The 23140-nt window shown below is 69.4% G+C and carries 28 protein-coding genes; 20 read left to right on the top strand and 8 right to left on the bottom strand.

The genetic code is table 11. The annotated features are described in order from the left end of the window. The first annotated feature begins 192 nt into the window (after positions 1–192). The 11 genes from gvpO to ABXJ52_RS01340 all read left to right on the top strand — a co-directional run bounded on the left by gvpO (position 193) and on the right by ABXJ52_RS01340 (position 7356). Complete coding sequence (gene gvpO, locus ABXJ52_RS01390; protein ID WP_367038596.1) at positions 193–522, top strand: gas vesicle protein GvpO; 330 nt, start codon at positions 193–195, stop codon at positions 520–522. A gap of 39 nt (positions 523–561) precedes the next feature. Next, entirely contained in the window at positions 562–1068 is a 507-nt protein-coding gene (gene gvpJ, locus ABXJ52_RS01385) for a gas vesicle protein GvpJ (RefSeq protein WP_367038594.1), read from the top strand. Positions 1069–1070: 2 nt separating this feature from the next. Continuing rightward, positions 1071–1871, top strand: a complete 801-nt coding sequence (locus ABXJ52_RS01380; RefSeq protein WP_367038589.1) for a GvpL/GvpF family gas vesicle protein — start codon at positions 1071–1073, stop codon at positions 1869–1871. A 1-nt stretch (position 1872) separates the two neighbouring features. After that, positions 1873–2115 (top strand): gas vesicle protein GvpG, encoded by a 243-nt coding sequence (locus ABXJ52_RS01375; RefSeq protein ID WP_367038587.1) that lies wholly within the window; start codon positions 1873–1875, stop codon positions 2113–2115. Between the two features lie 44 nt (positions 2116–2159). Beyond that, on the top strand, positions 2160–3389 hold the full coding sequence (locus ABXJ52_RS01370; protein WP_367038585.1) for a histone protein: 1230 nt from the start codon (positions 2160–2162) through the stop codon (positions 3387–3389). A 6-nt stretch (positions 3390–3395) separates the two neighbouring features. Continuing rightward, on the top strand, positions 3396–4457 hold the full coding sequence (locus ABXJ52_RS01365) for an SRPBCC family protein (RefSeq protein ID WP_367038583.1): 1062 nt from the start codon (positions 3396–3398) through the stop codon (positions 4455–4457). An 8-nt stretch (positions 4458–4465) separates the two neighbouring features. After that, positions 4466–4831 (top strand): gas vesicle protein, encoded by a 366-nt coding sequence (locus tag ABXJ52_RS01360; protein WP_367048739.1) that lies wholly within the window; start codon positions 4466–4468, stop codon positions 4829–4831. Then, positions 4831–5685, top strand: coding sequence for a GvpL/GvpF family gas vesicle protein (locus ABXJ52_RS01355; RefSeq protein WP_367038581.1), 855 nt, complete (start codon positions 4831–4833; stop codon positions 5683–5685). Before ABXJ52_RS01360 ends, ABXJ52_RS01355 begins: the two co-directional genes overlap by 1 nt. Beyond that, positions 5682–5918 (top strand): gas vesicle protein, encoded by a 237-nt coding sequence (locus tag ABXJ52_RS01350; protein ID WP_367038579.1) that lies wholly within the window; start codon positions 5682–5684, stop codon positions 5916–5918. The genes ABXJ52_RS01355 and ABXJ52_RS01350 overlap by 4 nt, the downstream gene beginning before the upstream one ends. Then, a complete protein-coding gene (locus tag ABXJ52_RS01345) occupies positions 5915–6196 on the top strand; it encodes a gas vesicle protein K (RefSeq protein ID WP_367038577.1) in 282 nt (93 codons plus the stop codon). Before ABXJ52_RS01350 ends, ABXJ52_RS01345 begins: the two co-directional genes overlap by 4 nt. Positions 6197–6345: 149 nt before the next feature. After that, the gene (locus ABXJ52_RS01340) at positions 6346–7356 is read left to right on the top strand and encodes an endonuclease/exonuclease/phosphatase family protein (RefSeq protein ID WP_367038575.1); all 1011 of its coding nucleotides are present in this window, start codon (positions 6346–6348) and stop codon (positions 7354–7356) included. Here the strand turns inward: ABXJ52_RS01340 and ABXJ52_RS01335 are convergent. After that, positions 7242–7742, bottom strand: a complete 501-nt coding sequence (locus ABXJ52_RS01335; RefSeq protein ID WP_367038573.1) for a polyketide cyclase — start codon at positions 7740–7742, stop codon at positions 7242–7244. The two genes, ABXJ52_RS01340 and ABXJ52_RS01335, sit on opposite strands and share 115 nt — an antisense overlap. 50 nt (positions 7743–7792) lie before the next feature. Beyond that, on the bottom strand, positions 7793–8347 hold the full coding sequence (locus ABXJ52_RS01330; protein ID WP_367038571.1) for a L,D-transpeptidase family protein: 555 nt from the start codon (positions 8345–8347) through the stop codon (positions 7793–7795). A gap of 351 nt (positions 8348–8698) precedes the next feature. Here ABXJ52_RS01330 and ABXJ52_RS01325 point away from each other — a divergent pair, with 351 nt between their 5' ends. Then, a complete protein-coding gene (locus ABXJ52_RS01325) occupies positions 8699–9508 on the top strand; it encodes a phytanoyl-CoA dioxygenase family protein (RefSeq protein ID WP_367038569.1) in 810 nt (269 codons plus the stop codon). 140 nt (positions 9509–9648) lie between these two features. Further along, positions 9649–10638 carry an SDR family NAD(P)-dependent oxidoreductase gene (locus ABXJ52_RS01320; protein WP_367038567.1) on the top strand — a complete coding sequence of 330 codons (990 nt, stop codon included), beginning with the start codon at positions 9649–9651 and terminating at the stop codon, positions 10636–10638. A 14-nt stretch (positions 10639–10652) separates the two neighbouring features. Here the strand turns inward: ABXJ52_RS01320 and ABXJ52_RS01315 are convergent, their stop codons facing one another. After that, on the bottom strand, positions 10653–11495 hold the full coding sequence (locus ABXJ52_RS01315; protein WP_367038564.1) for an alpha/beta hydrolase: 843 nt from the start codon (positions 11493–11495) through the stop codon (positions 10653–10655). Between the two features lie 88 nt (positions 11496–11583). Further along, positions 11584–12486, bottom strand: a complete 903-nt coding sequence (locus ABXJ52_RS01310) for a sigma-70 family RNA polymerase sigma factor (protein ID WP_367038562.1) — start codon at positions 12484–12486, stop codon at positions 11584–11586. Positions 12487–12573: 87 nt separating this feature from the next. Here ABXJ52_RS01310 and ABXJ52_RS01305 point away from each other — a divergent pair, with 87 nt between their 5' ends. After that, on the top strand, positions 12574–13032 hold the full coding sequence (locus ABXJ52_RS01305; RefSeq protein WP_367038560.1) for a carboxymuconolactone decarboxylase family protein: 459 nt from the start codon (positions 12574–12576) through the stop codon (positions 13030–13032). Here the strand turns inward: ABXJ52_RS01305 and ABXJ52_RS01300 are convergent. Together ABXJ52_RS01300 and ABXJ52_RS01295 are read right to left on the bottom strand one after the other, a co-directional pair. Then, positions 13001–13654, bottom strand: coding sequence for a GyrI-like domain-containing protein (locus tag ABXJ52_RS01300; protein WP_367038558.1), 654 nt, complete (start codon positions 13652–13654; stop codon positions 13001–13003). The two genes, ABXJ52_RS01305 and ABXJ52_RS01300, sit on opposite strands and share 32 nt — an antisense overlap. A gap of 40 nt (positions 13655–13694) precedes the next feature. Continuing rightward, on the bottom strand, positions 13695–14648 hold the full coding sequence (locus tag ABXJ52_RS01295) for a YihY/virulence factor BrkB family protein (RefSeq protein WP_367048737.1): 954 nt from the start codon (positions 14646–14648) through the stop codon (positions 13695–13697). A 175-nt stretch (positions 14649–14823) separates the two neighbouring features. Between ABXJ52_RS01295 and ABXJ52_RS01290 the strand changes: the two genes are divergently transcribed. Then, positions 14824–15438, top strand: coding sequence for a class I SAM-dependent methyltransferase (locus ABXJ52_RS01290; RefSeq protein ID WP_367038556.1), 615 nt, complete (start codon positions 14824–14826; stop codon positions 15436–15438). A 184-nt stretch (positions 15439–15622) separates the two neighbouring features. Then, entirely contained in the window at positions 15623–15781 is a 159-nt protein-coding gene (locus ABXJ52_RS01285) for a hypothetical protein (protein ID WP_367038554.1), read from the top strand. Between the two features lie 113 nt (positions 15782–15894). Here the strand turns inward: ABXJ52_RS01285 and ABXJ52_RS01280 are convergent, their stop codons facing one another. Continuing rightward, entirely contained in the window at positions 15895–16785 is an 891-nt protein-coding gene (locus tag ABXJ52_RS01280; protein ID WP_367038553.1) for a calcium-binding protein, read from the bottom strand. Between the two features lie 205 nt (positions 16786–16990). Between ABXJ52_RS01280 and ABXJ52_RS01275 the strand changes: the two genes are divergently transcribed. The 3 genes from ABXJ52_RS01275 to ABXJ52_RS01265 all read left to right on the top strand — a co-directional run bounded on the left by ABXJ52_RS01275 (position 16991) and on the right by ABXJ52_RS01265 (position 20627). Next, a complete protein-coding gene (locus ABXJ52_RS01275; protein WP_367038551.1) occupies positions 16991–17554 on the top strand; it encodes a dihydrofolate reductase family protein in 564 nt (187 codons plus the stop codon). 175 nt (positions 17555–17729) lie between these two features. Further along, positions 17730–19205 carry an FG-GAP and VCBS repeat-containing protein gene (locus ABXJ52_RS01270; RefSeq protein WP_367038549.1) on the top strand — a complete coding sequence of 492 codons (1476 nt, stop codon included), beginning with the start codon at positions 17730–17732 and terminating at the stop codon, positions 19203–19205. Between the two features lie 312 nt (positions 19206–19517). Further along, positions 19518–20627: a serine hydrolase domain-containing protein gene (locus ABXJ52_RS01265; protein WP_367048735.1), complete on the top strand. Its 1110-nt coding sequence runs from the start codon at positions 19518–19520 to the stop codon at positions 20625–20627. Positions 20628–20669: 42 nt separating this feature from the next. Here the strand turns inward: ABXJ52_RS01265 and ABXJ52_RS01260 are convergent, their stop codons facing one another. Then, on the bottom strand, positions 20670–21488 hold the full coding sequence (locus ABXJ52_RS01260) for a GntR family transcriptional regulator (protein WP_367048733.1): 819 nt from the start codon (positions 21486–21488) through the stop codon (positions 20670–20672). Between the two features lie 265 nt (positions 21489–21753). On the opposite strand from ABXJ52_RS01260, the gene ABXJ52_RS01255 reads away from it, so the two are divergent. Then, on the top strand, positions 21754–23022 hold the full coding sequence (locus ABXJ52_RS01255) for an extracellular solute-binding protein (protein WP_367038547.1): 1269 nt from the start codon (positions 21754–21756) through the stop codon (positions 23020–23022). The last annotated feature ends 118 nt before the right edge of the window (positions 23023–23140 follow it).

The following is a 23140-nucleotide window of genomic DNA, read 5'->3' as shown; positions in this document are numbered from 1 at the left end:
GAAGGCCGAGTATTCCCGAAAGTGCCGGCCCTATTCCCGCTCGCCCTTTTGAATTCGGGCCTGTGGTATTCGCTGGGTAACGCCCTGGAGGGTGACCGCCGCTGCGGGTGATGTGCGGAGGCGGCGCGGCCCCGGCACCTGTTCGGTCTATCAGCCCGTGCCGTCGGCGACCGGGCGTTCAAGAGTGGTCGCATGACCGAGCGCTCAGGACGCACCCAGGCCACCGCCCCCCGCCGGCCGGCGAAACGTGCCGACGATCACGGCGCCCCGGACCTGCGGGAACTGGTCGGCGAGGCATGCCGGACGCTGACCGAACTCATCGGTCACCGCGCTGAAGGTGTGTCGGCCGTCTGCCCGACCGAGAGCGACGGCTGGCGGGTCAGCGTGGATGTGCTGGAGGTGGCTCGGATCCCCGACACCACCAGCCTCCTGGCCACCTACGAGGTGGATCTGGACGCGCACGGACGCCTGACGCAGTACCGCAGAGTCCGCCGCTACCGACGCGGCTGGGCGGACAGCTGAGGCGCACCTTCTGCGCCGTCGAGAGGAGCAGGCCCCTTCATGACCACTACCTACAGTGAGGACGTCGTCCCCTGCGCGCCCCGTGCGGGCACGCTCTACGACGTCCTGGAACTCATACTCGACCGCGGCATGGTCATCGACGTCTTCGTCCGGGTCTCACTGGTCGGCATCGAGATCCTGAAGATCGACGCGAGAATCGTCATCGCGTCCGTCGACACCTACCTCCGCTTCGCAGAGGCATGCAATCGCCTCGACCTCGAACACGATTCGCGTAGCAAGACCGTCCCGGAACTCTTCGGTGGCGGCGCGGCCACGGTGGGCAAGGCCGGCGCCAAGAAGGCCGTCCGTTCCGTGGGCGACAAGGTCAAGGACACCCTGGGCCTGGACACAGGCTCAGACGAGGACGACGACGAGGAAGAAGAAGAGCGCGAGACGAGCCGTCCGCGCCGCAGCGCCTCCTCGCGCTCGTCCTCCCGCTCCCGCTCCACATCTCGTGCCGGTCAGCGCCCTCGCGCCCGGCGCCGTGACGAAGACGAAGAGGACTGACCGTGCCGACACCTCCCGGCCCTCCTGGACCTTCTGGCCCTCCCGGCCCTCCCGGCCCTCCCGGCCCTCCTGGCCTGTACGTGTACGCCATCACCGGCCCCGAGACCGCCGCACACGCCCGCCACTGCCGGGCTGTCGGCGACGGGAACGCAACTGTGTCCGTGCTGGGCCAGGACGATCTGGCCGCAGTCGTGAGCCGGGTGGCCGGACGTCCGCGGGCGCGCCGGCGCGACCTGAGCGCTCACCAGGCCGTGCTCGGCGTGCTCGCCGAGCACGGCCCCGTCCTGCCCATGCGCTTCGGTGTGATCGCGCCCGACGAGGACACCGTCCTTGCCGGACTGGACTCCGCCCGGGAGGCACACCTCGCCGCGCTCACGCGCCTGGAGGGCAAGGCCGAGTGGAACCTCAAGGGCGAGTCCGTGCCCGAGGCCCTGCCCGACCTGCTGCGCGAGGACGCCGGCCTGCGCGCCCTGCGCGAGACGACACGGCGGCGCCCGGGCTACGAGGCGAACGTGCGCCTCGGTGAAGCCGTGGCCGGCGCACTGCAGCGCCGAGCGGAGCAGGCCGCCGCCGACGTGGTGGCCGAACTGCGCCCCTTGGCCGCTGAGACGCGTGAAGGGCGCGACAGCGCCGCCGGGGCCATGAACGTCTCCTTCCTCGTGCCGCGGAGCGCCGAGACCGCCTTCCGGCGGGCCGTCGACCTGCTCGCCACCCGATGCCGCGGACGGATCACGCTCACGCTCACCGGCCCCTTGCCCTGCTACAGCTTCGTGAGCGCCGACGCCGTACCCGTAGGCGCGTGAGATGGGACTGATCAGCGGCATCCTGCTGCTCCCGCTGGCTCCGATCCGCGGGGTCGGCTGGATCGCGGATCGGCTGATCGAGGCGGCGGAGGACGAGTTGTACTCCCCGGATGCCGTCCGAGCTCGGCTCGCCGCCCTCAACGAAGCCTTGGACCAGGGCGACATCGACCTCGACCAGTTCGAACGCGAAGAGGAGCACTTGCTCGACCTGTTGGAACGACGTCCTTACCGAACGGCCTCCTGACGCTGTGCGCGGCGGCGTCGGCCTCGACCCACGGGAAGTTCCTGATGAATGAATGCAACCGGATCGCTCTCGGCGCGGCAGTAGCCGGGGGGTACCTCCTCGGGCGTACGAAGAAGGCAAAGTTCGCCTTCGCCGTGGGCTCGTATCTCGCAGGCCGCAAGTTCGGCCTCTCACCGCAGGAACTGCTCAGGCAGGGTGCCCAACGGCTGCGTGAGACGCCACAGTTCGCCGACCTGAGTGAACAGGTGAGAGGCGAGCTGATGGACGCTGGGCGGGCCGCGGTGTCCGCCGCGGCCGGCCGTCAGTTGTCCTCCTTCACGGACAAACTCGCCGAGCGCACCCAGTCCCTGCGCTCGTCGCGGGACCGCGACGACTACGAGGACGAGGACGAGGACCAGGGCGACGCGGAGTACGACGACCGTGACGAGCGGTACGACGACGAGGCCGAGGAAGACGAGGCCCCGGACGATGAACCGCAGGACGAGGCCGACGACGTAGAGGACGAAGACGAAGAAGACGAAGAGGACGAAGAGGACGAGTACGAGGACGGCGATGGCGAGGACGAGCCGTCGGCGCCTTCTCGCGGCCGTACCTCACGTCGGCACCGCGGCGCCACCAGCCGCGACGACCACGATCACGACCGACGGCGCTCGAGCCGCGACGCCGAACGCCGGTCGACGCCGCGCCGGAGGTCAGGTCGGGAGCGTTCAGCCCCGCGGTCGGGAGCGAAGAAGTCGCAGGGCAAGAAGACCGCGATAGCGCGTTCTGAACGCGACGGGTCGAGGGGCAGGAACGACGGTTCCGAACCTCCCGCCGCCAAGAAGACTTCCGCGGGCAAGAAGACCGCATCGGCGAAGAAGACCTCCCCCGCCAAGAAGTCCGCGGCAAGAAAGGCCCCGGCGAAGAAGGCCACTCCAGCGAAGAAGGCTTCCCCCGCGAAGAAGGCTTCGCCCGCCAGGAAGGCTTCCCCCGCCAAGAAGTCAGCCGCGAAGAAAACCGCCCCGGCGAAGAAGACCGCGGCGAAGAAGTCGACCTCCGCGAAGAAGACGGCAGCGAAGAAGACTGCGAAGTCCACTCCCGCGAAGAAGGCGGCGACCAAGAAGGCAGCGACGAAGAAGACAGCGACGAAGAAGACAGCAGCGAAGAAGACAGCAGCGAAGAAGACGACAGCTGCGAAGAAGACGTCAGCGAAGAAGACGACAGCGAAGAAGACCGGCGCCGCCAAGAGGTCGAGCGGCAGAGCGACAACGTCGCGTTCGAGGCAGAGGAGCTGACCGGCCATGGCCGAACGGAAGAAGAGCGCCGGCAGCGGCGAGGAGTCGGGCATGGACCGACTCCGTGACGGGCTCACCGACTTCGTCGATGCGCAGGCACAGAACCTGACGGACAAGTTGGGTGACGCGCTCGGTGGTCTCACCGACAAACTGCAGGACGTGGCGGACAACGGCGGGTCCCTCCCCAAGATGGGCGCCCGGATGCTGCAGGGCGATTCGCCCGTGAAAGCAGTCGTGGCGGAGAAGGCCAAGGGCATCAAGGACAGTGTCGTCGGCAAGGCGAAGGACCTGTTCTCCTCCGGCGGTGGCGGGGGAGGGGCGGGCGACACGAAGGTCACCAACATCGTCGAGGCCATCGACGTGGGTCTCCCGCTGCGAATGGTCTACGACCAGTGGACCCAGTACGAGGAGTTCAGCAGTTTCACCAAAGGTGTCCGCAGCGTCTCGATGTCCGACGACGACGTGAGTTCGGACTGGAAGGTGAAGGTCGGTCCGTCCAGCCGGAGTTGGAAGGCGACGGTTCAGGAGCAGGTGCCCGACGACCGGATCGTCTGGACGTCGGAAGGCAGCAAGGGCAGCACCCGCGGGGCCGTCAGCTTCCACGAGGTCGCCCCGGCGCTGACCCGCGTCGTCATGGTCGTCGAGTACTACCCCGCAGGCTTCTTCGAGAAGACCGGCAACCTCTGGCGTGCCCAGGGCCGTCGTCTGCGGCTCGACCTCAAGCACTTCGCCCGCTACGTGACGCTCAACGCGGACGAAGAGGTGGAGGGCTGGCGCGGTGAGATCCGGGACGGCGAGGTCGTCCGCTCCCACGAGGAGGGCCTGGAGGACGACGACTACGACGACGAGGGTGAGGGCAACGGCGGCGAGTCCGAGTACGAGGATGACGCCGAGGACGAGGAGTACGACCAGGACGCCGAGGACGGCGGCCCGGAGGACCAGGACGACGAGACCGACGAGGAGGAGCAGGACGACGAGGAGGATGAGGACGCCGAGGAGGATGAGGACGCCGAGGACGAAGACGAGGACGAACGGCGGCCCCGCGCCCGATCCGCCCGAAGGCGGTGACCGGCTCCATGGACGGCCTCGACACCTGGCGCTCCTCACCTCAGGCATCGGACCTCTCCCGTCCCGCTGACGGAAGCCTCGCCGACATCCTCGAACGGGTGCTGGACAAGGGCGTCGTCATCGCCGGAGACATCAAGATCGACCTGCTCGACATCGAGTTGCTCACCATCCGGCTCCGGCTGTTCATCGCATCCGTGGACACCGCTCGCAAGGCCGGCATCGACTGGTGGGAGACGGATCCGGCCCTGTCGTCGAGCGCCGCACGCGACGACCTCCGTGAGGAGAACCGTCGGCTGCGCGCGCAACTGGAAGAGCTCACGCCCGCCGACGAGGGATCGCGTCGACCGGAACGGACGAAGGAGAAGCCCCACTGATGGCTACAGCGTCCACCCCCGCGCACGCCGTGTGCGTGTTCGCCGTCCGACGAGGCCGAGGCCCGGAGCTGCCCGCGGGCCTGTCGGGCCATGAGGGAGGCGGCCCGCTGCGTCTTGTCCCGGCCGGCGCCCTGTGGGCCGTGGTCCAGGACGTGCCGGCCCACGAGTACTCCGAAGAGGCGCTGCGCGAGCGGCTGTCCGACCCCGCGACGCTGGAGCGGTGCGTACGGGACCACCACGCCGTGGTGACCGCCTTTGCCGCGCGGGGCGGGGCGGTTCCGCTGCCGCTGGCCACGCTCTATCACTCCGAGGAACGGGGCCGGGCCGCCCTGGTGGACAACGGGCCGCGCTTCGAGCGCACTCTGGAACGGATCACGGGCCGGGACGAGTGGGCGGTGAAGGTCAACCTGCTCACCCCCCGGGAGCAGACCTCGCAGCCCTCGCGACCCACGCAGTCGGCATCTCCGGCACGGAACGACGAAGCACCCGCACCTAACGGCCGGGCCTACCTGGCCCGACTGCGCGAGCGCGGCCAGGAACGGGACGACCGGCGGCAACGCGCCCTGGACGCAGCAGAGTTGCTCGACCGTGCCGTCCTGTCGGTCGCGGATGAGACAGTGCGCCGCAGACCACACAGCGCCGAGGTCGTCGGCCGTGGACGTACCCAGATCATGAATTCCGCCTATCTGGTCCCTCACCAGAGCGGGGCGGAATTCCTCGCGCTCCTCGACCGGCTGCGGGCCGCACCCGAATTCGAGGGTTGCGAGGTGGAGGCCACCGGCCCGTGGGTGCCGTACTCGTTCGTGGACGCGCCCTCCTACTCGGAACCCGATGCCGTAGGGAGCCACGCATGAACCGTCACACGGCCGCGCAACCTGTCGCCTGGCAAGGCCCGGACAGCGGCGCCCCCATCGGCGTGCCGCTCGTCGACCTGCTCGACCGGGTGCTGGCCACCGGAGTCGTGGTCAGCGGCGACCTCGTCATCGCCATCGCGGAGGTGCCTCTGGTACGGATCTCGCTGCACGCGCTGCTGGCGTCCGTGAGCGAGCGTGTGCCCGCGCCGTGGGCGGACGGGGGGCCGCTGTGAGCGGGACCTCGCGACTGGACCTGGACCCCGACGCGGTCGGCCGTGACCTGGCCTCCCTCGTCCTCACCGTCGTCGAACTGCTGCGCCAGCTGATGGAGCGTCAAGCCGTGCGCAGGTTCGACGCGGGCGACCTCACCGACGAACAGGAGGAGAAGGTCGGGACCGCGCTCATGCTCCTCGACGAGCGCATGACCGACCTCTGCGAGCGGCACGGCCTGCGTCGCGAAGACCTCAACCTCGACCTGGGCCCACTCGGCTCCCTGCTCCCGCACGACTGACCCTCTCTCCGGCGCGGGACTCGGTCGTGCATCACTCGGGCATTCTCAGGTACCCGGGGGCGATCACCGACGACGGCTTCAGGCGGCTGGACGGACAGGAGCGAGCCAGGCCGCCGACGCCACCCGCCCGAGGAATGTGAGTGTCCGGAGTGAGCAAGACCGCCCTGCGTGTGCTGACGATGAACGTCCTTGAACCCCAGTACGCCGACGGCGCGGCACGGCGCCGCGTCCTGGCCGACGCCGTGGCCGCAGCCGACCCGGATGTGCTGGCGCTGCAGGAGGTGGTCCCGGATGACGCGCGGCGACTCGCGGCGGACGGCTGGAACGTGCTGCCGCACCCGCACACCTCGTCGGACGGCCCGGACGGCCCGGACGGCCCGGTCGGCGCGCTGCTGGCCGTCCGTGCCCCGCTCGGTCGCGTTCGCACCGATGCCCTGCAAGTCTCCGAGCGGACGGCCCGGACACCCTGGTGCGGTGTCGTCGCCGCGGAGGTGACGTACGACGACCCGCTCGGCGGGGTACTCCTCGTCCATCACAAGCCCAGTTGGCCCTACGGCTTCGAGGCCGAGCGCGAAGCACAGGCGAGAGCAGCCGCAGTACTCGCCGAAGAGATGCTCGCCGAGGGAAAGCAGCGAGTGCGGCACGCCGTGCTTCTGGGCGATCTCGACGCCGGGCCGGAGGCCGCGAGCCTGCGGTTCTTGCGGGGGGCGCAGTCCCTGGACGGTGTCAGCGTCTGCTACCAGGACGCGTGGGAAGCCGCGCACCCCGACCTCCCCGGCCACACCTTCACCCCCGCCAACCCACTGGTGCGTGCGGGCGACATGCCGCTGGAGCCGGGCCGGCGCATCGACCACGTCATGGCCCGCTGCGGCCTCCACGGACCGACGCTGCGTGTGGTCACCTGCGAGCTGTTCCTCGCCGAGCCCGTCGCCGGTGTGCAGGCGAGTGACCACTACGGTGTGCTGGCCGACTTCGCGGCGGCCGAGCGGGAACCGGGGGCGGGCGGAGTGATCCCCGGCCGCTCGTACCCGTCATCGCTGCGTCGTCACTGCTCCACGTTCCGCGCCAGGATCCCGAGGGTCGCGCGGAGGCCCGCCTCGGGGATGACCGGGAAGATGCCCGCGTCCCGGTACCGTTCCTCGATCTCGCTCCAGTCGTAGTACGAAGTGACCAGCGTGCCGCCCTCGGTGGCCTGGAGCCGGTAACCGTAGAGGTGCCGGATGGGAGGCTGGATCTGGCCGGAGATGGTCCACTCGATCAGGGCGTCCTGCTCGAACCGCGTGATGATCACCGTGACGTCGTACTTGCCCAACGGGTAGTCGTTCAACGCCTCACGGTCCATGTGGACGACGAACTCGTCACCGGCCCCGGACACGGACTTGCCCTCGGCGGACTGCAGCATGCCTGAACTGTCGATCGCCACATGCCCGGCGGGGTCACACAGCAGGGCGAAGATCTTGTCCGGGGAAGCGGCTATCAGACGCTGCACCTCAAAGCGCTCAGTCGGTTCTGCCGGGTCCGTCGTCTCTGCCGTCTCTGTCGTCATGCGGGCCACCCTCGCACGATCACGTCACGCACGACCAGCGGAAGGCAGGATCAGCGCGTGACCGATTCGATGTCACCCATGGCGATGACGGGGTTCATCTTGGGGTCGAGCCATTTCAGGAGTTCAGTCATCTTTTTGCGCGGCAGTGCCACACATGCCTGCGTCGGCCCACCGTGATCCATGTGGACGAAGATTCCCCCGCCGGCTTCTTCTCCCAGTGGCCGTACGAGGTCTCTGGGCGGGGTGCCTGGCTGGCGGTTGTAGTTGATGGCCACCACGTGGTCGAAGGCCCCTTCGAGGGACTGCCCCAAGAAGCCGACGCCGTCCTCGTCGTAGACGGGCGACTCGTCGTAGGGCAGCTTGGACCCCGGGTCGGGCAGGAGCCCCCCGGCGTCGGTCAGGTCGAACACCCCTACCGGAGTGGACCGGTCGCTCGCGGTGTGGTGCTCGGTCCAGCCACGTTGGCCGTTGCGGGCCGGCCAAGGCTCGAAGGCCCTGCGCCATCCGGTAACGGCGTCACGTTCGTACAAGTGGACCGTGGAGTAGCTGGAGTCCGGTGCGTCCCCGGTCACCAGGACGACTTGCCTCGCGTCCCGGCGGTCCACGGCCTTTTGCATTCGCGGCCCGAGTTGCGGAATGGAGATGACCCGCTTCGGGGGCGGGATTTTTCCCTCTGCATTGCGCGGCGGTGCGTTGTTGCCCGACCGGCTGTCGGCTGGAGCCTTGCCGTCGCCGCATCCACTGAGGGAAACCATGCAGAGGAGCAAGGGGGCGATCAGTCGCGGCAGCGTATTTCTGAGCACTCCCGCATTATCTTTCAATTCTATTAATTTGCACGGAAGCCGAGAGTGAGAGCGTGTCGAGACCCCCTGCTCTCCGGCGCGTCAGCGGCACCCGACAAGGGAGGTGCGGATTTTGTGGGGCGATCGGGAGCGGTGCCGCCGCACGATGGGGCCATGGATGACACGACCTTGGTAACCCGCTTCCTGCACGACGGCTTCGTGAAGCTGGAGGGCGCCGTCGCCCCGCGCGTGGCCGCGCACTGCGCGCGGCTGCTGTGGCGGGAGACGGGCTGCGACCCGGACGACCCGGCGACATGGACACAGCCCGTGCACTGGGTGCCCGGCATGGCGCAGGGGCCCTTCGCCGCCGCACCCAACTCCCCGGCCCTGCACCACGCGTACGACCTCCTCGTCGGCGCGGGACGCTGGGAGCCGCGCTACTCGCTGGGCACGTTCCCGCTGCGTTTCCCGCACGAGGAGGAGCCGGACGACGCCGGCTGGCACATCGAGGGGAGCTATCTGCCGGAGGGCGAGAGCTGGTACTTCACCAATCTGCGTTCCCGGGGACGGGCACTGCTGATGCTGTTCCTGTTCAGCGAGGTCGGTGAGAAGGACGCCCCGACCCGGATCCGGGTCGGTTCCCACCTCGACGTGCCGAAGGTGCTGGAGAAGCACGGGGAGGACGGGGCGAGCGGGCTTGCCCTCGCGCCCGATCTGGTGGCGGCGTCCGACCACCGGCCGGTCGCCCTGGCCACCGGGTCACCGGGCGACGTCTTCCTGTGCCATCCGTTCCTGGTGCACGCGGCGCAACCGCACCACGGGGCCACGCCACGCTTCATGGCCCAGCCGCCGCTGATGCCGGCCGCGCCGTACGAACTGGAGCGGGCCGACGGCGCGTACTCACCCGTGGAGATCGCGATCCGGCGGGGCCTGGGGCAGCGGACCCCGGCCCGGACGGGGACGGCATCTGACGCGCGTCGCTGACAACTCGCCCACCACCGTGTTACCGGACGAGGAAAATGGGATGATCAAAGTGCTGTTCGGGCCCTGAATCCAGGCGTCGGCCACGAGGCACCGGTGCCTCGTGGCCGGTCCACGGGCGGCCGAGAGAAGGGATCGTCACCATGCCCACGTCGCATTCCACGCCATCCTTGTCCGGACTGACCGCGCTCGTCACAGGTGGATCACGGGGCCTCGGTCTGCTCATGGCCGACCGGCTCGCCGCGCGGGGCTGCACGGTGGTCATCGCGGCGCGCGACCCGGAAGAGCTGGCGTCCGCCCGCAAGAAGCTGTGCGCCCGTCGGCGCGGCGCCGTCATCCATACGGCGGTCTGTGACGTCCGGGACCAGGAAGCCGTCCACCTCGCGTTCCGAGCCGTTCACGACACGTGCGGCGGCCCCGACATCGTCATCGCCAACGCCGGGATCATCCAGGTGGCTCCGCTGGAGGCCATCGGGGCCGCGGAGTTCAGGGACGCCATGGAGACCATGTACATGGGGGCCGTGCACACCAGCCTCGAGGCACTTCCCTACCTCAGGGAGAGCGAGCACGGCGGCCGGCTGGCTCTGATCTCGTCGGTGGGCGGCCTGCTGGGCGTCCCGCACCTCCTGCCCTATGCCGGCGCGAAGGCCGCGACCGGCGTACTGGCCGAGGGCCTGCACGCGGAGGCCGCGTCCGCCGGAGTGAGTGTGACCGCCGTCTACCCCGGCCTGATGCGGACCGGCTCGCATCTCCAGGCCCAGTTCGGGGGCGCCCACAGCAGCGAGTACGGCTGGTTCTCGGCACTGGCCGGTGCGCCGGTCATCTCGATGAACGCTCAGCGAGCCGCGGAACGCATCGTCAAGGCCACCGTCCGGCGCCGCGCCCGCCTGGTCCTGACCCCCGCCGCACGCGCCGCCGACCTGGCCCACGGCCTCGCCCCGGCCGCGGTCACCCGCCTCAACGGCGTGCTGGCCCGAGTGCTGCCCGGTGCGTCGGGCGGCCACCGTCCCTTGCGTTCCGGCGAAGACATCGCCCCGCCCCAGGGCGCCCTGAGCAGCAGGTTCCAGGCGTGGGGCAGCGCACTGAACGAGAAGGCCGCAGACGCCTACAACGAACGAGCAAACCGGGGTTGACCCCGTCGTCGCACTCACTCCATGACTGGCCGGGCACTAGCCGAGGGGAATCCGGCGGTCAGGAAGGCCGACAGCTGCCCCGGGGCGTCCTCCTGGAGCAGGTGGCCCGCTCCCTCGACCCAATGCAGCTCGGCGCGGGGGATGCGCGCGTGCAGCCAACTGGCGTACTCCGGAGGCAGGATGCGGTCCTCGCGCCCCCAGATGAGGCGTACCGGAAGCGACATGCCGCCCAGCAGATGCTCGTACGCGGCTGTGTCCGACTGCCTGATCTGGCGGTACTGGCGGTAGAACGCGGCCTGTCCCTCGGGTCCCCGCCACGGTGCGAGGAACGCGTCGAGGACCTCCGGTCGCAGACCGATGTGCGTCGCATGGCGCATATGGCTGGCCACCAGCGCTTCGTGAGCGTAGTCCGGAAGCTGCGCGAGGGCATCGGAGTGCTCCAGGATGAGCTGGAAGAGCCCGCGCTCCCACTCACCGCCGCTCACCGCGTCGAAGAGCGTCAGGTCCCGGTAGCTCCGCTCCTCGAGCAGCAGTGTCCGAAGAGCCACGGCGCCGCCGATGTCGTGGGCGACGACGCTGGGGCGGGACAGCTCCCAGTGGTCGAGGAGCCCGGCGAAGTTCCTCGCGTGGGCCGCCAGGCTGAGGTCCTGGCCCTCGCGCTGGTCCGACTGGCCGAAGCCGAGGTGGTCGAACACGAAGACCCTCCGAGTACGGGCGAGGGCCGGTGCGATGTCCCGCCAGAGGAGGGAGGAGTACGGGGTGCCGTGCACCAGCACGACCGGGTCTCCACTGCCCAGCGCCCGCCACCGCACCACCCCTTCAGGCGTCTCGAACTCTTCGCCAAGTGCCCAGTTCACTCGTGGCCTCCCTCTCCGTGCGTGATCAGAACCCTTCAGCAAGAGCATGACCGGTGTGGCCCCCGGCAAGCGGCCCAGACGATCTACTTCAAGCCCTCTGGACGTCCTGCCGCCCTCGCGCCGGGTCCGGCAGGTCCATGAGCGCGAGTCTGGCCGGGTCGACCACGGCGGTGATTTCGGTGATGCGGCCGTCGGTGACGGTGAAGGAGAGCAGGGCGGCCGGGGCCCCGTCCTGGCTCCAGGAGATGACGCCGGGGCGGCCGTTGACGCTGACCTCCTGCCCTCGTGCCGCGCTGCCGGCCAGTCGCGCGCGGGTGGCGACTTCGGTCGCTCCGAGCGTGACGAACCGACCGTTCGGGGTGTCGACGGTGAACTTCACCTCCGGGTGCAGAACCTGCAGCAGCCGCTCGAACTGACCGGCGCCGGCCGCGGCAAGGAAGGCTTGGACCACTTCGCGTTGTTGCCGTCCGGCGCTCGCCGGCTGCCGGGCGGCCCGTACTTTCCTGCGGGCGCGGCTTGTGAGCATCTTGGTCGCGTCGGCGGACTTGCCGAGAATCGTGGCTATCTCCCCGTGGGGCACGGCGAACACGTCGTGCAGCACGAACGCCAGTCGTTCGTCCGGTCGCAGCGAGTCCAGGACCGTGAGGAGCGCGAGGCCCACGGAGTCCCCGAGCGCCACCAGTTCTTCCGGAGCAGGGGCGTCGTCGATCGTCCCGTTGAACTCGGACGGCTGTTCGTCGTAGGAGACTTCCGGGCGCCTGCGGCCCGACCGCAGGACGTCGAGGCTGATGCGGCCGACCACGGTGGTCAGCCAGCCGCCGAGGTTGTCGATGGTGCCGGCGCCCTGACGGGACAGACGCAGCCACGCCTCCTGGACCACGTCCTCCGCGTCGGCGTGTGATCCAAGGACCCGGTAGGCAACGCCTCGGAGCCGTTCGCGGTGGGACTCGAAGGCATCGACGATCGGATCCGTGGGGTGGGTGTCGGGCATGTTGTTACCTTCCTCGAAGCTGCTCCGTCATAGGGGTGACGGTCAACAGCCCGTCGACGTAACGCCTTTGAAGGAGAGCACTCCCGCATGGAGAACCGTCTCAAGAACAAGAACACGAGCAACCCCGACCTGTGGACCGCGATCTCGCATCTGCACAAGGCGATCGCCGCCGGAGGCGTCGACCCGAAGCTGCTCACGCTGGTGCACCTGCGCGCCAGCCAGATCAACAGCTGCTCGGCGTGCGTCTACGCCAGTGTCGCCGGGGGCAAGAAGGCCGGTGAGACCGACGAGCGGCTGCACAACGTATCCGCCTGGCGCGAGGCACCGTTCTACACCGATGCGGAGCGCGCGGCACTGGCCCTGACCGAGGGCGCCACCCGGTTGCAGGATGGCGCGGAGGGCGTCACCGACGAGATCTGGGAAGAGGTCAACGCCCACTTCACCGAGGAGGAGGTCGGCGCGATCAACCTGGAGATCGCGCTGACCAACTTCTTCAACCGGCTCAACCGCACCGTCAAGGAGCCGGCCGGACAGACCTGGGGCTGAGCGACCGAGCCTTCACGGGCTGCCGCAGGACCGTCCTGAGTTTGGCGGGGTCGGTCCTGCGCGGGTCGCTGAGGTAGATCTCGTGGTGCAGCCCCGCTTCCCGGAGATCGTGGGCAGGCAGGTACTCCTGGTGCAGCTCGGTCAGGATCGGTGTCTCGTCGTCGTACGAGCCGATGTGGAGAACCTGAGCGCTCGTGCCCTCGCGCAAGGTCTCCGAGTGAACGTGCGCGATGGCCGGAAAACCCTTCTTGGACAGAGCAGTGTGTCTGGCGTCATCGATCATCTCGTCGGTGACCCAGGCGGGGGCATGGATGAGGAGTCGCCATTGCCAGTTGTCCTTGAGCCTGGCCAGGAAGTCGTCCATGTTCTCCGCCCACCAAAGCCCTTCGAGCGGGCCCACGACGTAGTCCCTGCCGAGGTCGCCTTTGCTCGCGAATTTGACGGTGTAGGCAACCGCGTAGAGCGCCTCGACCGCGTGGCGGTAGGCGGCGCTGGAGTTCGGGTCGCCGTGCCCGTCGATGGCGACGTAGCGGAGCTCGGGGATCTCGACGATCTCCCAGTCGGTGTTCTTGGGCGCGTAGCACGTCTTGAGCTCGCGCTTGACGTCGTATTTGGCGGCCATGCCGAGGTATGCCCTCCTCCTGAGACTGCTCTGAGCTTCCTCATACTCCCGGGTCCGCCTGGACGGGGCCGGGATTCAGGGCACGGGCCGCTTCGAGCTGGGCCGCGAAGGCCAGGCCCAGGAAGAGGGCTATCGACGTCAAGTAGGCCCACAGGAGCAGGGACATGAAGGCGCTGAGCGGACCGTAGACGGTGTCGAAGGAACCGCTGAGCGACAGATACAGGCTCAGGAGGCCTGTCAGGCCCGTCCACAGCAGGAGGTAGACCATCGCCCCGAACGCAAGCCACGTGTAACCGGGTTGGCGCCGCCGAGGTGCGCGCCGGAACACGACACTCGCCGCTACGAGCGCCAGCACGAAACCCAACGGCCAGCGCAGCACTCCGAACAGGGTGCTCACCCCGTCCCCGGCGTCGAAGACGGTCACCGCCGCGGCCACCAGGTCGGTACCCGCCACCATGACCACGAAACCCAGGCCCAGGGGCAGGCCCGCGGTCACGGCCATGGCCAGGCCGCGCAGATACTTGCGGTGGAAGGGCCGGTCGCGTTCGTTGCCGTAGATCCGGTTGGCGCCGCGTTCGATCTGGCACATCGCCGTGGTGACGTTGGCCAGGGAGAACACGAGCCCGAACCAGAGCGCGACCTGCGTACCACCACCCGCGGTACGTCGGCTGCGGGCCAGCGCCTCGTCGACGACATCGGCGCTCGGCCCTTCTGCCATACGGTGAATGACCACCTCCGCGAACCGGCCGATGTCCTGCGTGTGCAGCACGCTCGACAGACCGACGAAGACGATGGCGAGCGGGACGACCGCGAGGACCGTCTGCAGCGCCAGTGCCCGGGAGTGGCTGAACCCGTCGGCGTAGCGGAAGCGCACGAAGGCATCGCGCAGCAGCCGCCAGCCCCCGTAGTGACGCAGCGCCACGAAGGCCTCGTCGCCGGAGAGCTCGTCGCCCTCCATGTCCCGCGTCTGAGGAACCGTCGTCGCCGTGCCCATCTCCGCCCCCCGCTTTTCGTCCGGTCGCACGCCGGAAGGAGGTCCCGCGTACCAGAGCCCGGTGCCCAGACGCCGACGCCGTAATCCGGCACCGCCGCGATCCGGGCAGTTCACAGACGATCAGGAAACAGATGCGCGTGCGGTGCAGGCACCCGGTGCGTCTACGGTGTCTGTCATGAGCCGTTGGGAAGAGTTGACCGGTGGGACATCCGGGGAGGACTACGCCGCCCGGTTCGCCGCCCTGGCCGGTAGTGGCAAGGACATGCACGGTGAGGCACGGTTGTGCGCCGCGCTGGTGCCCGCCGGGGCGCGGGTGCTGGACGCCGGGTGCGGTACCGGCCGGGTCATGATCCGTCTGGCGGAGCTCGGGTACGAGTGTGTCGGGGTCGACCGTGACGCGTCCATGCTGGCCGTGGCGCGCAGGCAGGCGCCGGAACTGCCCTGGATCCAGGCCGACCTGACCACGCTCGACCCGGCCGAACTCCAGGTGGCGGAGGGGTTCGACCTCGTGGTCGCCGCCGGCAACATCTTCCCGCTCCTCGCCGCGGGCACGGAGGCCGCCGCGGTCGGCCGGCTGGCGGCGACTCTGCGCCCGGGCGGCCTCATGGTCGCCGGCTTCGGCCTGGACGAGGCCCACTTGCCCGTAGCGCCCTCCATCACCCTGTCCGAGTACGACGCCTACTGCGCGGCGGCCCACCTCACCCTGGTGGACCGCTTCGCCACATGGGACGCCGACCCCTACGAGGGCGGCGGCTATGCCGTCAGTGTCCATCGGGCGCAACGCGCTTGATGGTGTGCGGGGCCGCAGAACGAGATGGGCACCTACGCCGAATACGGATCACCGGACGTCCCGCACCCCGACAAGATCATGCACGCCACGCTCCGCACCCCGGACGGCTACACGCTGATGGCGTGGGACGTCCGGGAAGGGATGCCCCACACCCCGGGCAACAACGTCGCGGTCTTCCTCGACGGTGGCGACACCCAAGCTCCGCGGCTACTTCGAGAAGTTGTCCGTCGGCGGCACCGTGACGCTGCCCCTGGAGAAGCAGTCATGGGGTGACGAGGCCGGCTCGCTCGTCGACCGGTTCGGGATCACCTGGATGGTCAACATCTCCCAGCAGCCCGGATAGAGCGCGGGGCGGCATCCACGGCCGATACCTGAACTCGGGTACACGGCAGGGGCTTTGCCCCTGCCGTGGTTACTCGCGTTCGTGCGGGTCGGAACCCCGGTCGGGAGTGCTGTTCAGTCCTGGTGGACTTCGTTGCGGCCCGGGCCGCCGGAGAGCGTGTCGGTGCCTGTGCCGCCCCACAGGACGTCGTCGCCGCTGTTGCCCCACAGCGTGTCGTTGCCCGCCTCGCCGTACAGCTTGTCGTTGCCCTTGCCGCCGTAGAGGACGTCCGCGCCGCCCTTGCCGTGCAGGACGTCGCTGCCGTCCTCACCGTGCAGGTTGTTCTCCTCGTCGGTGCCGGTCAGCGAGTCGTTGCCGAGGCCGCCGAAGCAGTCCGTGCTGCAGCGGGTGAGGGTGTCGTTACCGGCGTCGCCCCACGGGCCGAAGCCGAACGGGCCGCCGCCGCCCTCGAGGCGGTCGTCGCCGTCACCGCCGTGCAGGAGCGCGGAGGCCGACGCCTTGATGACATCGTTGCCCTCGCCGCCGTAGACCCCGGCCCAGGCCTGGCTGTCGGGCGCGAGGGTCGCGGTGTCGTTCCCGTCGCCGAGTTCGATGTCGTAGCTGTCGGAGTCGTCCGAGTTCTCCGGGATCTTGACGGCGCACCGCACGGCGGTGCGGTCGCCCTCCTCGGGGTACGCGCACTCGTCCCACTCCGCCGCGTCGGCGGAGATGGCGATGTCGTACTGGTCGTGGAAGGTGATGACGTAGTAGGAGTCGTGCTCGCCGCGGTGGTCGATCTCCTCGTCGACCGTCACCTCGTTCTGCTGGCCGGGAGCCGCCTTGTACCAGAGCTCACCGTCCGCGACGACGACGGAGGCCGTGTTCGCTGGGGCGGACGGGGCGGACGGGGCGGACGGGGCGGACGGGGCGGACGGGGCGGCCTGGACGGTCGAGGTCGTTAAGACGGCCGTGCCGAGCGTCAGGGCGAGGGTGGCGGCGGTTGCGATGGTCCGGTGGATGCGCATGCGGAAGTGACCCTTCGGGGTGTGCGTGTGCAGTGGTGCTGCTGGTCACCCCGTTAGACAGGAGGCCCAGGAGCGGAGTTGCCCGGCGGCTCATGAACAGCGGCGGACGGAGTGATGACCGGTACGTGGACGGCGCGCGAGCCGCGATGAGCCCCACGGCGTCAGGCGGTCCTAGTGTCGAAACCCTCAACAGAGGAGGACTGCGATGCGCAAGGTGACCTACTCGATGGGCGTCTCGCTCGACGGTTACATCGTCGGGCCGGACGGCGGCTTCGACTGGACGGGCCCCAACGAGGAGCTCTTCCGCTTCGCCACCGACCAGGTGCGGGGGCTCGGAGTCCATCTGCTGGGTCGGCGGCTCTACGAGGCGATGCTGTACTGGGAGAACGCCGAGCGGGATCTGTCGTTGCCGGACTCCAGGCAGGAGTTCGCCGCGATCTGGAACCGGCTCCCGAAGGTGGTCTTCTCCACCACGCTGTCAGCGGTACGGGGCAACGCCCGCCTCGCCTCCGGTGGCCTGGCGGAGGAGATCGAGCGGTTGCGGGCCGCGCCGGGGGAGGGGGACATCGCGATCGGCGGCGCGACGCTCGCAGCCGAGGTGGCCGCCCTGGGGCTGATCGACGAGTACCGGGCCAAGGTCTATCCGGTGCTGGTCGGCGGTGGCATCCCGTTCTTCCCCCAGCGCGAGCGACACGTGGACCTCGAACTCGTCGAGACCCGCACCTTCGAGTCGCAAGTCGTCTACCTCCGCCACCGCGTGGTGCGTTGAGGACGGTAGTGCCGTATCGGCTCGCGGACGCGCTCTGCCGCCACAGGGCCACGGCCGGGCCCGCGCCCGTTCAGATGCCGTTCTCCGCACAACCATCAGCCGTTTCCGCGTGTCTCGCAGATGAATCACACCCGCGCGCACGCGTCTCGACGTCGCTCGCGCTCAAGGAGGAACCGTGGGCATCCGCCGACCTGCCATATCGACCGCCGTGGCCGCCGCACTGATCGGGTCGCTCGGCGTGCCGATCGTCGCGGGCACCGCATCCGCTAAGGACGGCGCCGTGACCGTGCGCGAGGACTTCGACGGCGACGGCTACCAGGACGTCGCCGTCGCCGCCCCCGGCGCGAAGGTCGGTGGGCACGCTCAAGCCGGCCACGTCACGATCAGCTACGGCTCGGCGAGCGGCCCCGGCCCCGCGCGCACGACGGTCATCACCCAGGACACCCCCGGCGTCCCCGGCACCTCCGGCGACAACCAGGTCTTCGGCTACGCGATGATCTCCCGTGACCTGGACGGCGACGGCCTGACCGATCTGGCGGTGGTCGCCCGCGACTACCGGCCGGAGAACAACGTCAACGGATCGGTGATCGTCCTGTGGGGCCGGGAAAGCGGTATCTCGGGCTTGGGCGCTGTACGTGTCGGCGCACCGTCCGACGCCCAGGTCGGGGACGACATCACCGCGGGCGACTTCGACGGGGACGGAAACGCTGACCTGTTCATGGGCAACGGCGAGGACTACGACTACCACGCCGTGCTCTACGGCCCCTTCGCCCGAGGCGGCACCCCCGCCCGCGAGCAGCAGGTGAAGGTGTACAGCACCGACAACTCCATCAACTCGACGGCCACCGGCGACTTCAACGGCGACGGCATCGAGGACCTCGCGACCTTCTACGTCTACGAGAACCACGCCGAGGGCGGCAAACTGTGGCTCGGCACCGAGGCCGGCCTGTCCACCGCCCCGCAGCCCCTGTCCTCCGCGGCCGGCACCGCCGTCGCCGACTTCGACCAGGACGGCAACACCGACCTCGCCACCCGGATCTTCCCGGGCGGTGACACCGAGGGCACCGAGGAGGACCCGGGTACCGTCAAGATCTACTACGGTTCGCCGGCCGGCCCCAGCCAGACCCGCACGCAGACGATCACGCAGAACACGGCGGGTGTGCCCGGAGTGAGCGAGAAGGGCGACCAGTTCGGCGGACGGCTGAGCACGGGCGACGTGAACGGCGACGGATACCCCGACCTGGCCGCCGGTGTACCGGGCGAGGCGATCGGCTCGAAGGCCAAAGCGGGCGCTGTCGTGCTGCTCAAGGGCGGCAAGGACGGACTCTCCGGCAAGGGAGCGCAGGCGTTCCACCAGGACACGGCCGGTGTGCCGGGAGTCGCGGAGTCCGGTGACGTATTCGGAGGGTCGCTGCGCGTGCTCGACGTGACGGGGGAGGGCAAGGCGGACCTGGTCGCGGGCGCGCCCGGGGAGAACCTGGACGCCGTCGTGAACGGCGGCGCGGTGTGGATGCTGCGCGGCACCGCATCGGGAGCGACGGCCTCGCGGGCGGTCGCGTACAACCCGGTGGACATCGGTGCGCCGGCGGGGCAGGCCCTGTTCGGCTCGAACCTGAGCGGCGACAACGGCCCCGGCACGGTGATCCCGTAGAGGACACGACCGCGGTCGTGGGGGCGGGGACGGACGGACGTCGTCACTCATTGAGGTGCAGCACGGCCACGTCACGTAGGTCTTCGGGCGGTGGTTTGTTTCTGTACATCCTGTTATGGGATGAAACGGACGGACCCCTGGTGAGAAGCCCGTTCGTGCCGGCGTGCCTGGGGGCCCAGAAGATCAGGTGCCCTGCCGGCAGCTGGTCGTGCTGACGTCCCACCGCGCTCATGTCTCAGGAGTCCTTCCGTGTCAACTCCCAGCTTTCCGCAGGTCCGCCTGCCCCTGGTCGCTGTGCTGGCCGCTGCCTGCATGACCGGCCTCGTGCAGGCCCCGGCCCAGTCCGCGGACGTCCCCGCCGACGACCACCGCTCGCTGCGACGGCAGTTGCAGGAGCTGACCACCGCTCCCGGCGGCCCGCCCGGGGCGATCGCCGTCCTCAAGCGCGGATCCCGCACCGAGGTCTACCGGGCCGGGGTCGCCAAGACCGGCACCGGCCGTCCGGTCAAGGCCACCGACCACATGCGCATCGCCAGTACGGCCAAGGCGTACAGCGGCGCGGTCGCCCTCCAGCTCGTCGACCGCGGGAAGCTGCGGCTGAACGACACCATCGGCAAGGTGCTTCCCCGGCTGCCGCGCGCATGGCACCGGGTCACGCTGCGCCAGCTCCTGAACCACACCAGCGGGCTGCCAGACTTCAGTGCGGACCCGAGGTTCCTGGCCCTGGTGACCGAGAACCCGCGCCGTCACTTCGACTCCCGCCGGCTCCTGGACTTCGTAGCCGACGAGCCGTTGGTGTTCCGGCCGGGGTCCCGCTACACCTACTCCAACTCCGACAACATCGCCGTGGCACTGATGGCGGAGGCGGTGACCGGACACCCCTACGAGCATCTGCTCGCCGAGCTCGTGTACCACCCGCTGGGCCTGCGCAGCACCAGCCTGCCGCAGGGCTACCGGATGCCGAAGCCGTACATGCACGGCTACGACGTCACCCCGCCGAACCCGCCCGAGGACCTCAGCGAGGTACTGAGCGCGTCGGGCGTGTGGGCGTCCGGCGGGATCATCTCGACGCCGAAGGACATGACGTCCTTCATCCGCGGCTACGCGGGCGGAAAGCTGATCTCCGACCGGACCCGCCATCAGCAGCTGAACTGGGTGAAGGGCGCATCCGAGCCCGCGGGCCCCGGCAAGAACAAGGCGGGTCTTGCCATCTTCCGGTACACCACCCGCTGCGGTGTGGTGTACGGCCACACGGGCAACTTCCCCGGCTACACGCAGCTGATCGCAGCCACCCCGAACGGCAAGCGGTCGCTGACCGTCTCGCTCACCACGCAGATCAACAAGACGAACAAGCCGGATCTGCTGAAGCGGCTGCGGGCCGTGGAGGAGAACTTCGTCTGCGCGCTGTTGCGCAAGCGGTAGGCGGTTTGCACCCCGGGGGGGGGGCATGGGGCGCGGTCCCGTTCAGATCGCCTGCACGTCGCCGCGGGTCGAGGAGGCGACCGTGTCCCGGTGGGCGAAGTCGCCGGGTGGGATGCCGGGGTGGTGGCCGGCCAGCTGCTGCGTCGCGCTCGACGCGGCAGCGGGGCCGAGGGTGAGACGCGAGACGATGCGGTAGCGGTCGCCGCGGTACAGCGAGTGGACGTACTCGACCGGGATGCCGGAATGGTCCGAGGTGAGCCGCTCGACCAGCAGAGCGGGGGAGAGCTCGGGCACTTCGAGCACCTCGGCCTCGGCCCGGGTCACCACCGTCGGCTCGATCGTCTGGGTCGCTTCGCGGACATGAACGTCATGGTGTTCGCTCAAGTGCTCGTACAGATCACCGCTCTCCAGCTCCTGCGCGGAGAGTCCGGGCACCAGATCGGCGCGGATGTGCAGGTGCTCGATGGCCATCGGGGCGCCGTCGACGAGCCGCAGCCGGGCCACGTAGACGATCCGGGCGGCGGGGGAGAGGCGCAGCTTGCGGCCGACGCGGGCGCCGGCCTGGATGGTCGTGAACTCCAGGAGCCGGCTGGACCAGGCGCCGCCCGCCCGCGGCACCTCGAGGCCGTGCGCGGGCGAGATCAGTTCCTGGGTGATCTTCTCCGGCGCGACGAACATGCCACGCCCGTGTTCGCGTACGAGAACGCCCGCTGCGACCAGTTCGTCGACGGCCGCGCGCAAGGTGGGGCGCGAGACCCCCAGGTCCGCGCAGAGCGCCCGCTCCGAGGGGATGGGGTCGCCGGGGCGCTGTGACTCGATGAGCTGCAGGAGATGGTCACGGACCCGCTCCCGCTTGAGCACCGCTCCCGAGGAGCGCCGCCCGACCCCTGCCTTCGCGGTCCCGCCCGCGTCGTTCGCGTCGGTGGTCACTGTCCGCCCCCTCGTGCCGTACAACCAGCTGTCTGACCAGTTGACCACGAAAGCGCGAAGATCGACCACCAAATCATTAACTCCCCTGATTGCAGCGGGGGTTGACGCGAACAATGGTCTATGCCAGCTTTCTCCCTCACCAGAGGTCACTTGACCAGTTAGACGCTGGTCAGGTCCGGCACCCCAGAGGTGAACCGTGAAGTTCCGTCTACTCGCCGGTGTCTCCGCGCTCGTCGCGGTCGCCGGGCTCAGTGCCTGTTCGTCCGGCTCCGGAGACGGGGAGTCCGCCGGAGGCGGGAAGACCGCGATCGACGTGTGGCTGATGCGCGACAGCGTTTCGTCCGCCTTCCAGAAGGACTTCGAGAAGGGCTTCGAAGCCGCGCACCCCGACATCGACGTACGCATCCAGATCCAGGAGTGGGACGGCATCGGCGAGAAGGTCACCGCAGCGCTGGCCAGCAACGACGCCCCTGACGTCATCGAGACGGGCAACACTCAGGTCGCCCAGTTCGCGCAGAGCGGCGGCTTGTTGGACCTGAGTGACAAGGTCGACGGCCTCGGCGGTGACGCCTGGCTCAAGGGTCTCGCCGAGCCGGGAGCCTGGGAGGGCAAGCAGTACGGCATCCCGTACTACGCGGCGAACCGCGTCGTCATCTACCGCAAGGACCTCTTCGAGAAGGCCGGCGTCGACGCCGCCGCGATCAAGACCCGCGACCAGTGGGTGGCCGCGACCAAGAAGCTCAACAAGGGCTCTCAGCAAGGCATTTACCTGCCGGGACAGAACTGGTACACCTACGCCGGCTTCGTCTGGGACGAGGGCGGCGACCTCGCCACCGAGTCGGGCGGCACGTGGAAGGGCGCGCTGGACAGCCCCGAGGCACTGCGCGCCATGGCCTTCTACAAGAAACTGCAGGCCCTCGGCAAGGGCCCGAAGGACTCCGACGAGGCGCAGCCGCCGCAGGCCGAGGTCATGGCCAAGGGCCAGGTGGCGCAGCTCATCAGTGTGCCGGGCGGAGCCAACGTAGTCACCCAGAACAACCCCGAACTCAAGGACAAGCTGGGCTTCTTCCCCATCCCCGGCAAGACGGCGGACACCCCGGGCGCGGTCTTCACCGGCGGCTCCGACCTGGTGATCCCGACGGTGTCGCAGCATCACGACGCCGCGTTCACCTTCGTCAAGGAGCTGACCGGCGACAAGTGGCAGAAGAAGCTCGCCGTCGCCATGAGCTACGTTCCCAACAAGACCACGCTCGCCGACGCGGTCGCCGACGATCCGGGCGCCTCCGCCATGGCGGCCGGAGCGGCCGTCGGCCACGCCACGCCGAACACGCCGGGCTGGGCCGCGGTCGAGGCCAAGAACCCCATCAAGGACTACCTCACCGCCGTCCTCACCGGAGGCGATCCGAAGCGCGAGGCGGCCGAGGCGTCCGACGCCATCACCGACGCCATGAAGTCCGGCTCCTGAGAAGCGCGTTGACCCCCGACCGCGGAATCCGCACCGAGAGGAGTGCGCCGTGACGATCACCCGTGAGCCGGTGGTGTCCCGACCGCCTCGGCGTACACCGACCACCGCCCCACGCGCC

Source organism: Streptomyces sp. Je 1-332, from assembly GCF_040730185.1.
GTDB lineage: Bacteria > Actinomycetota > Actinomycetes > Streptomycetales > Streptomycetaceae > Streptomyces.
This window is presented reverse-complemented; position numbering and strand designations above follow the sequence as displayed.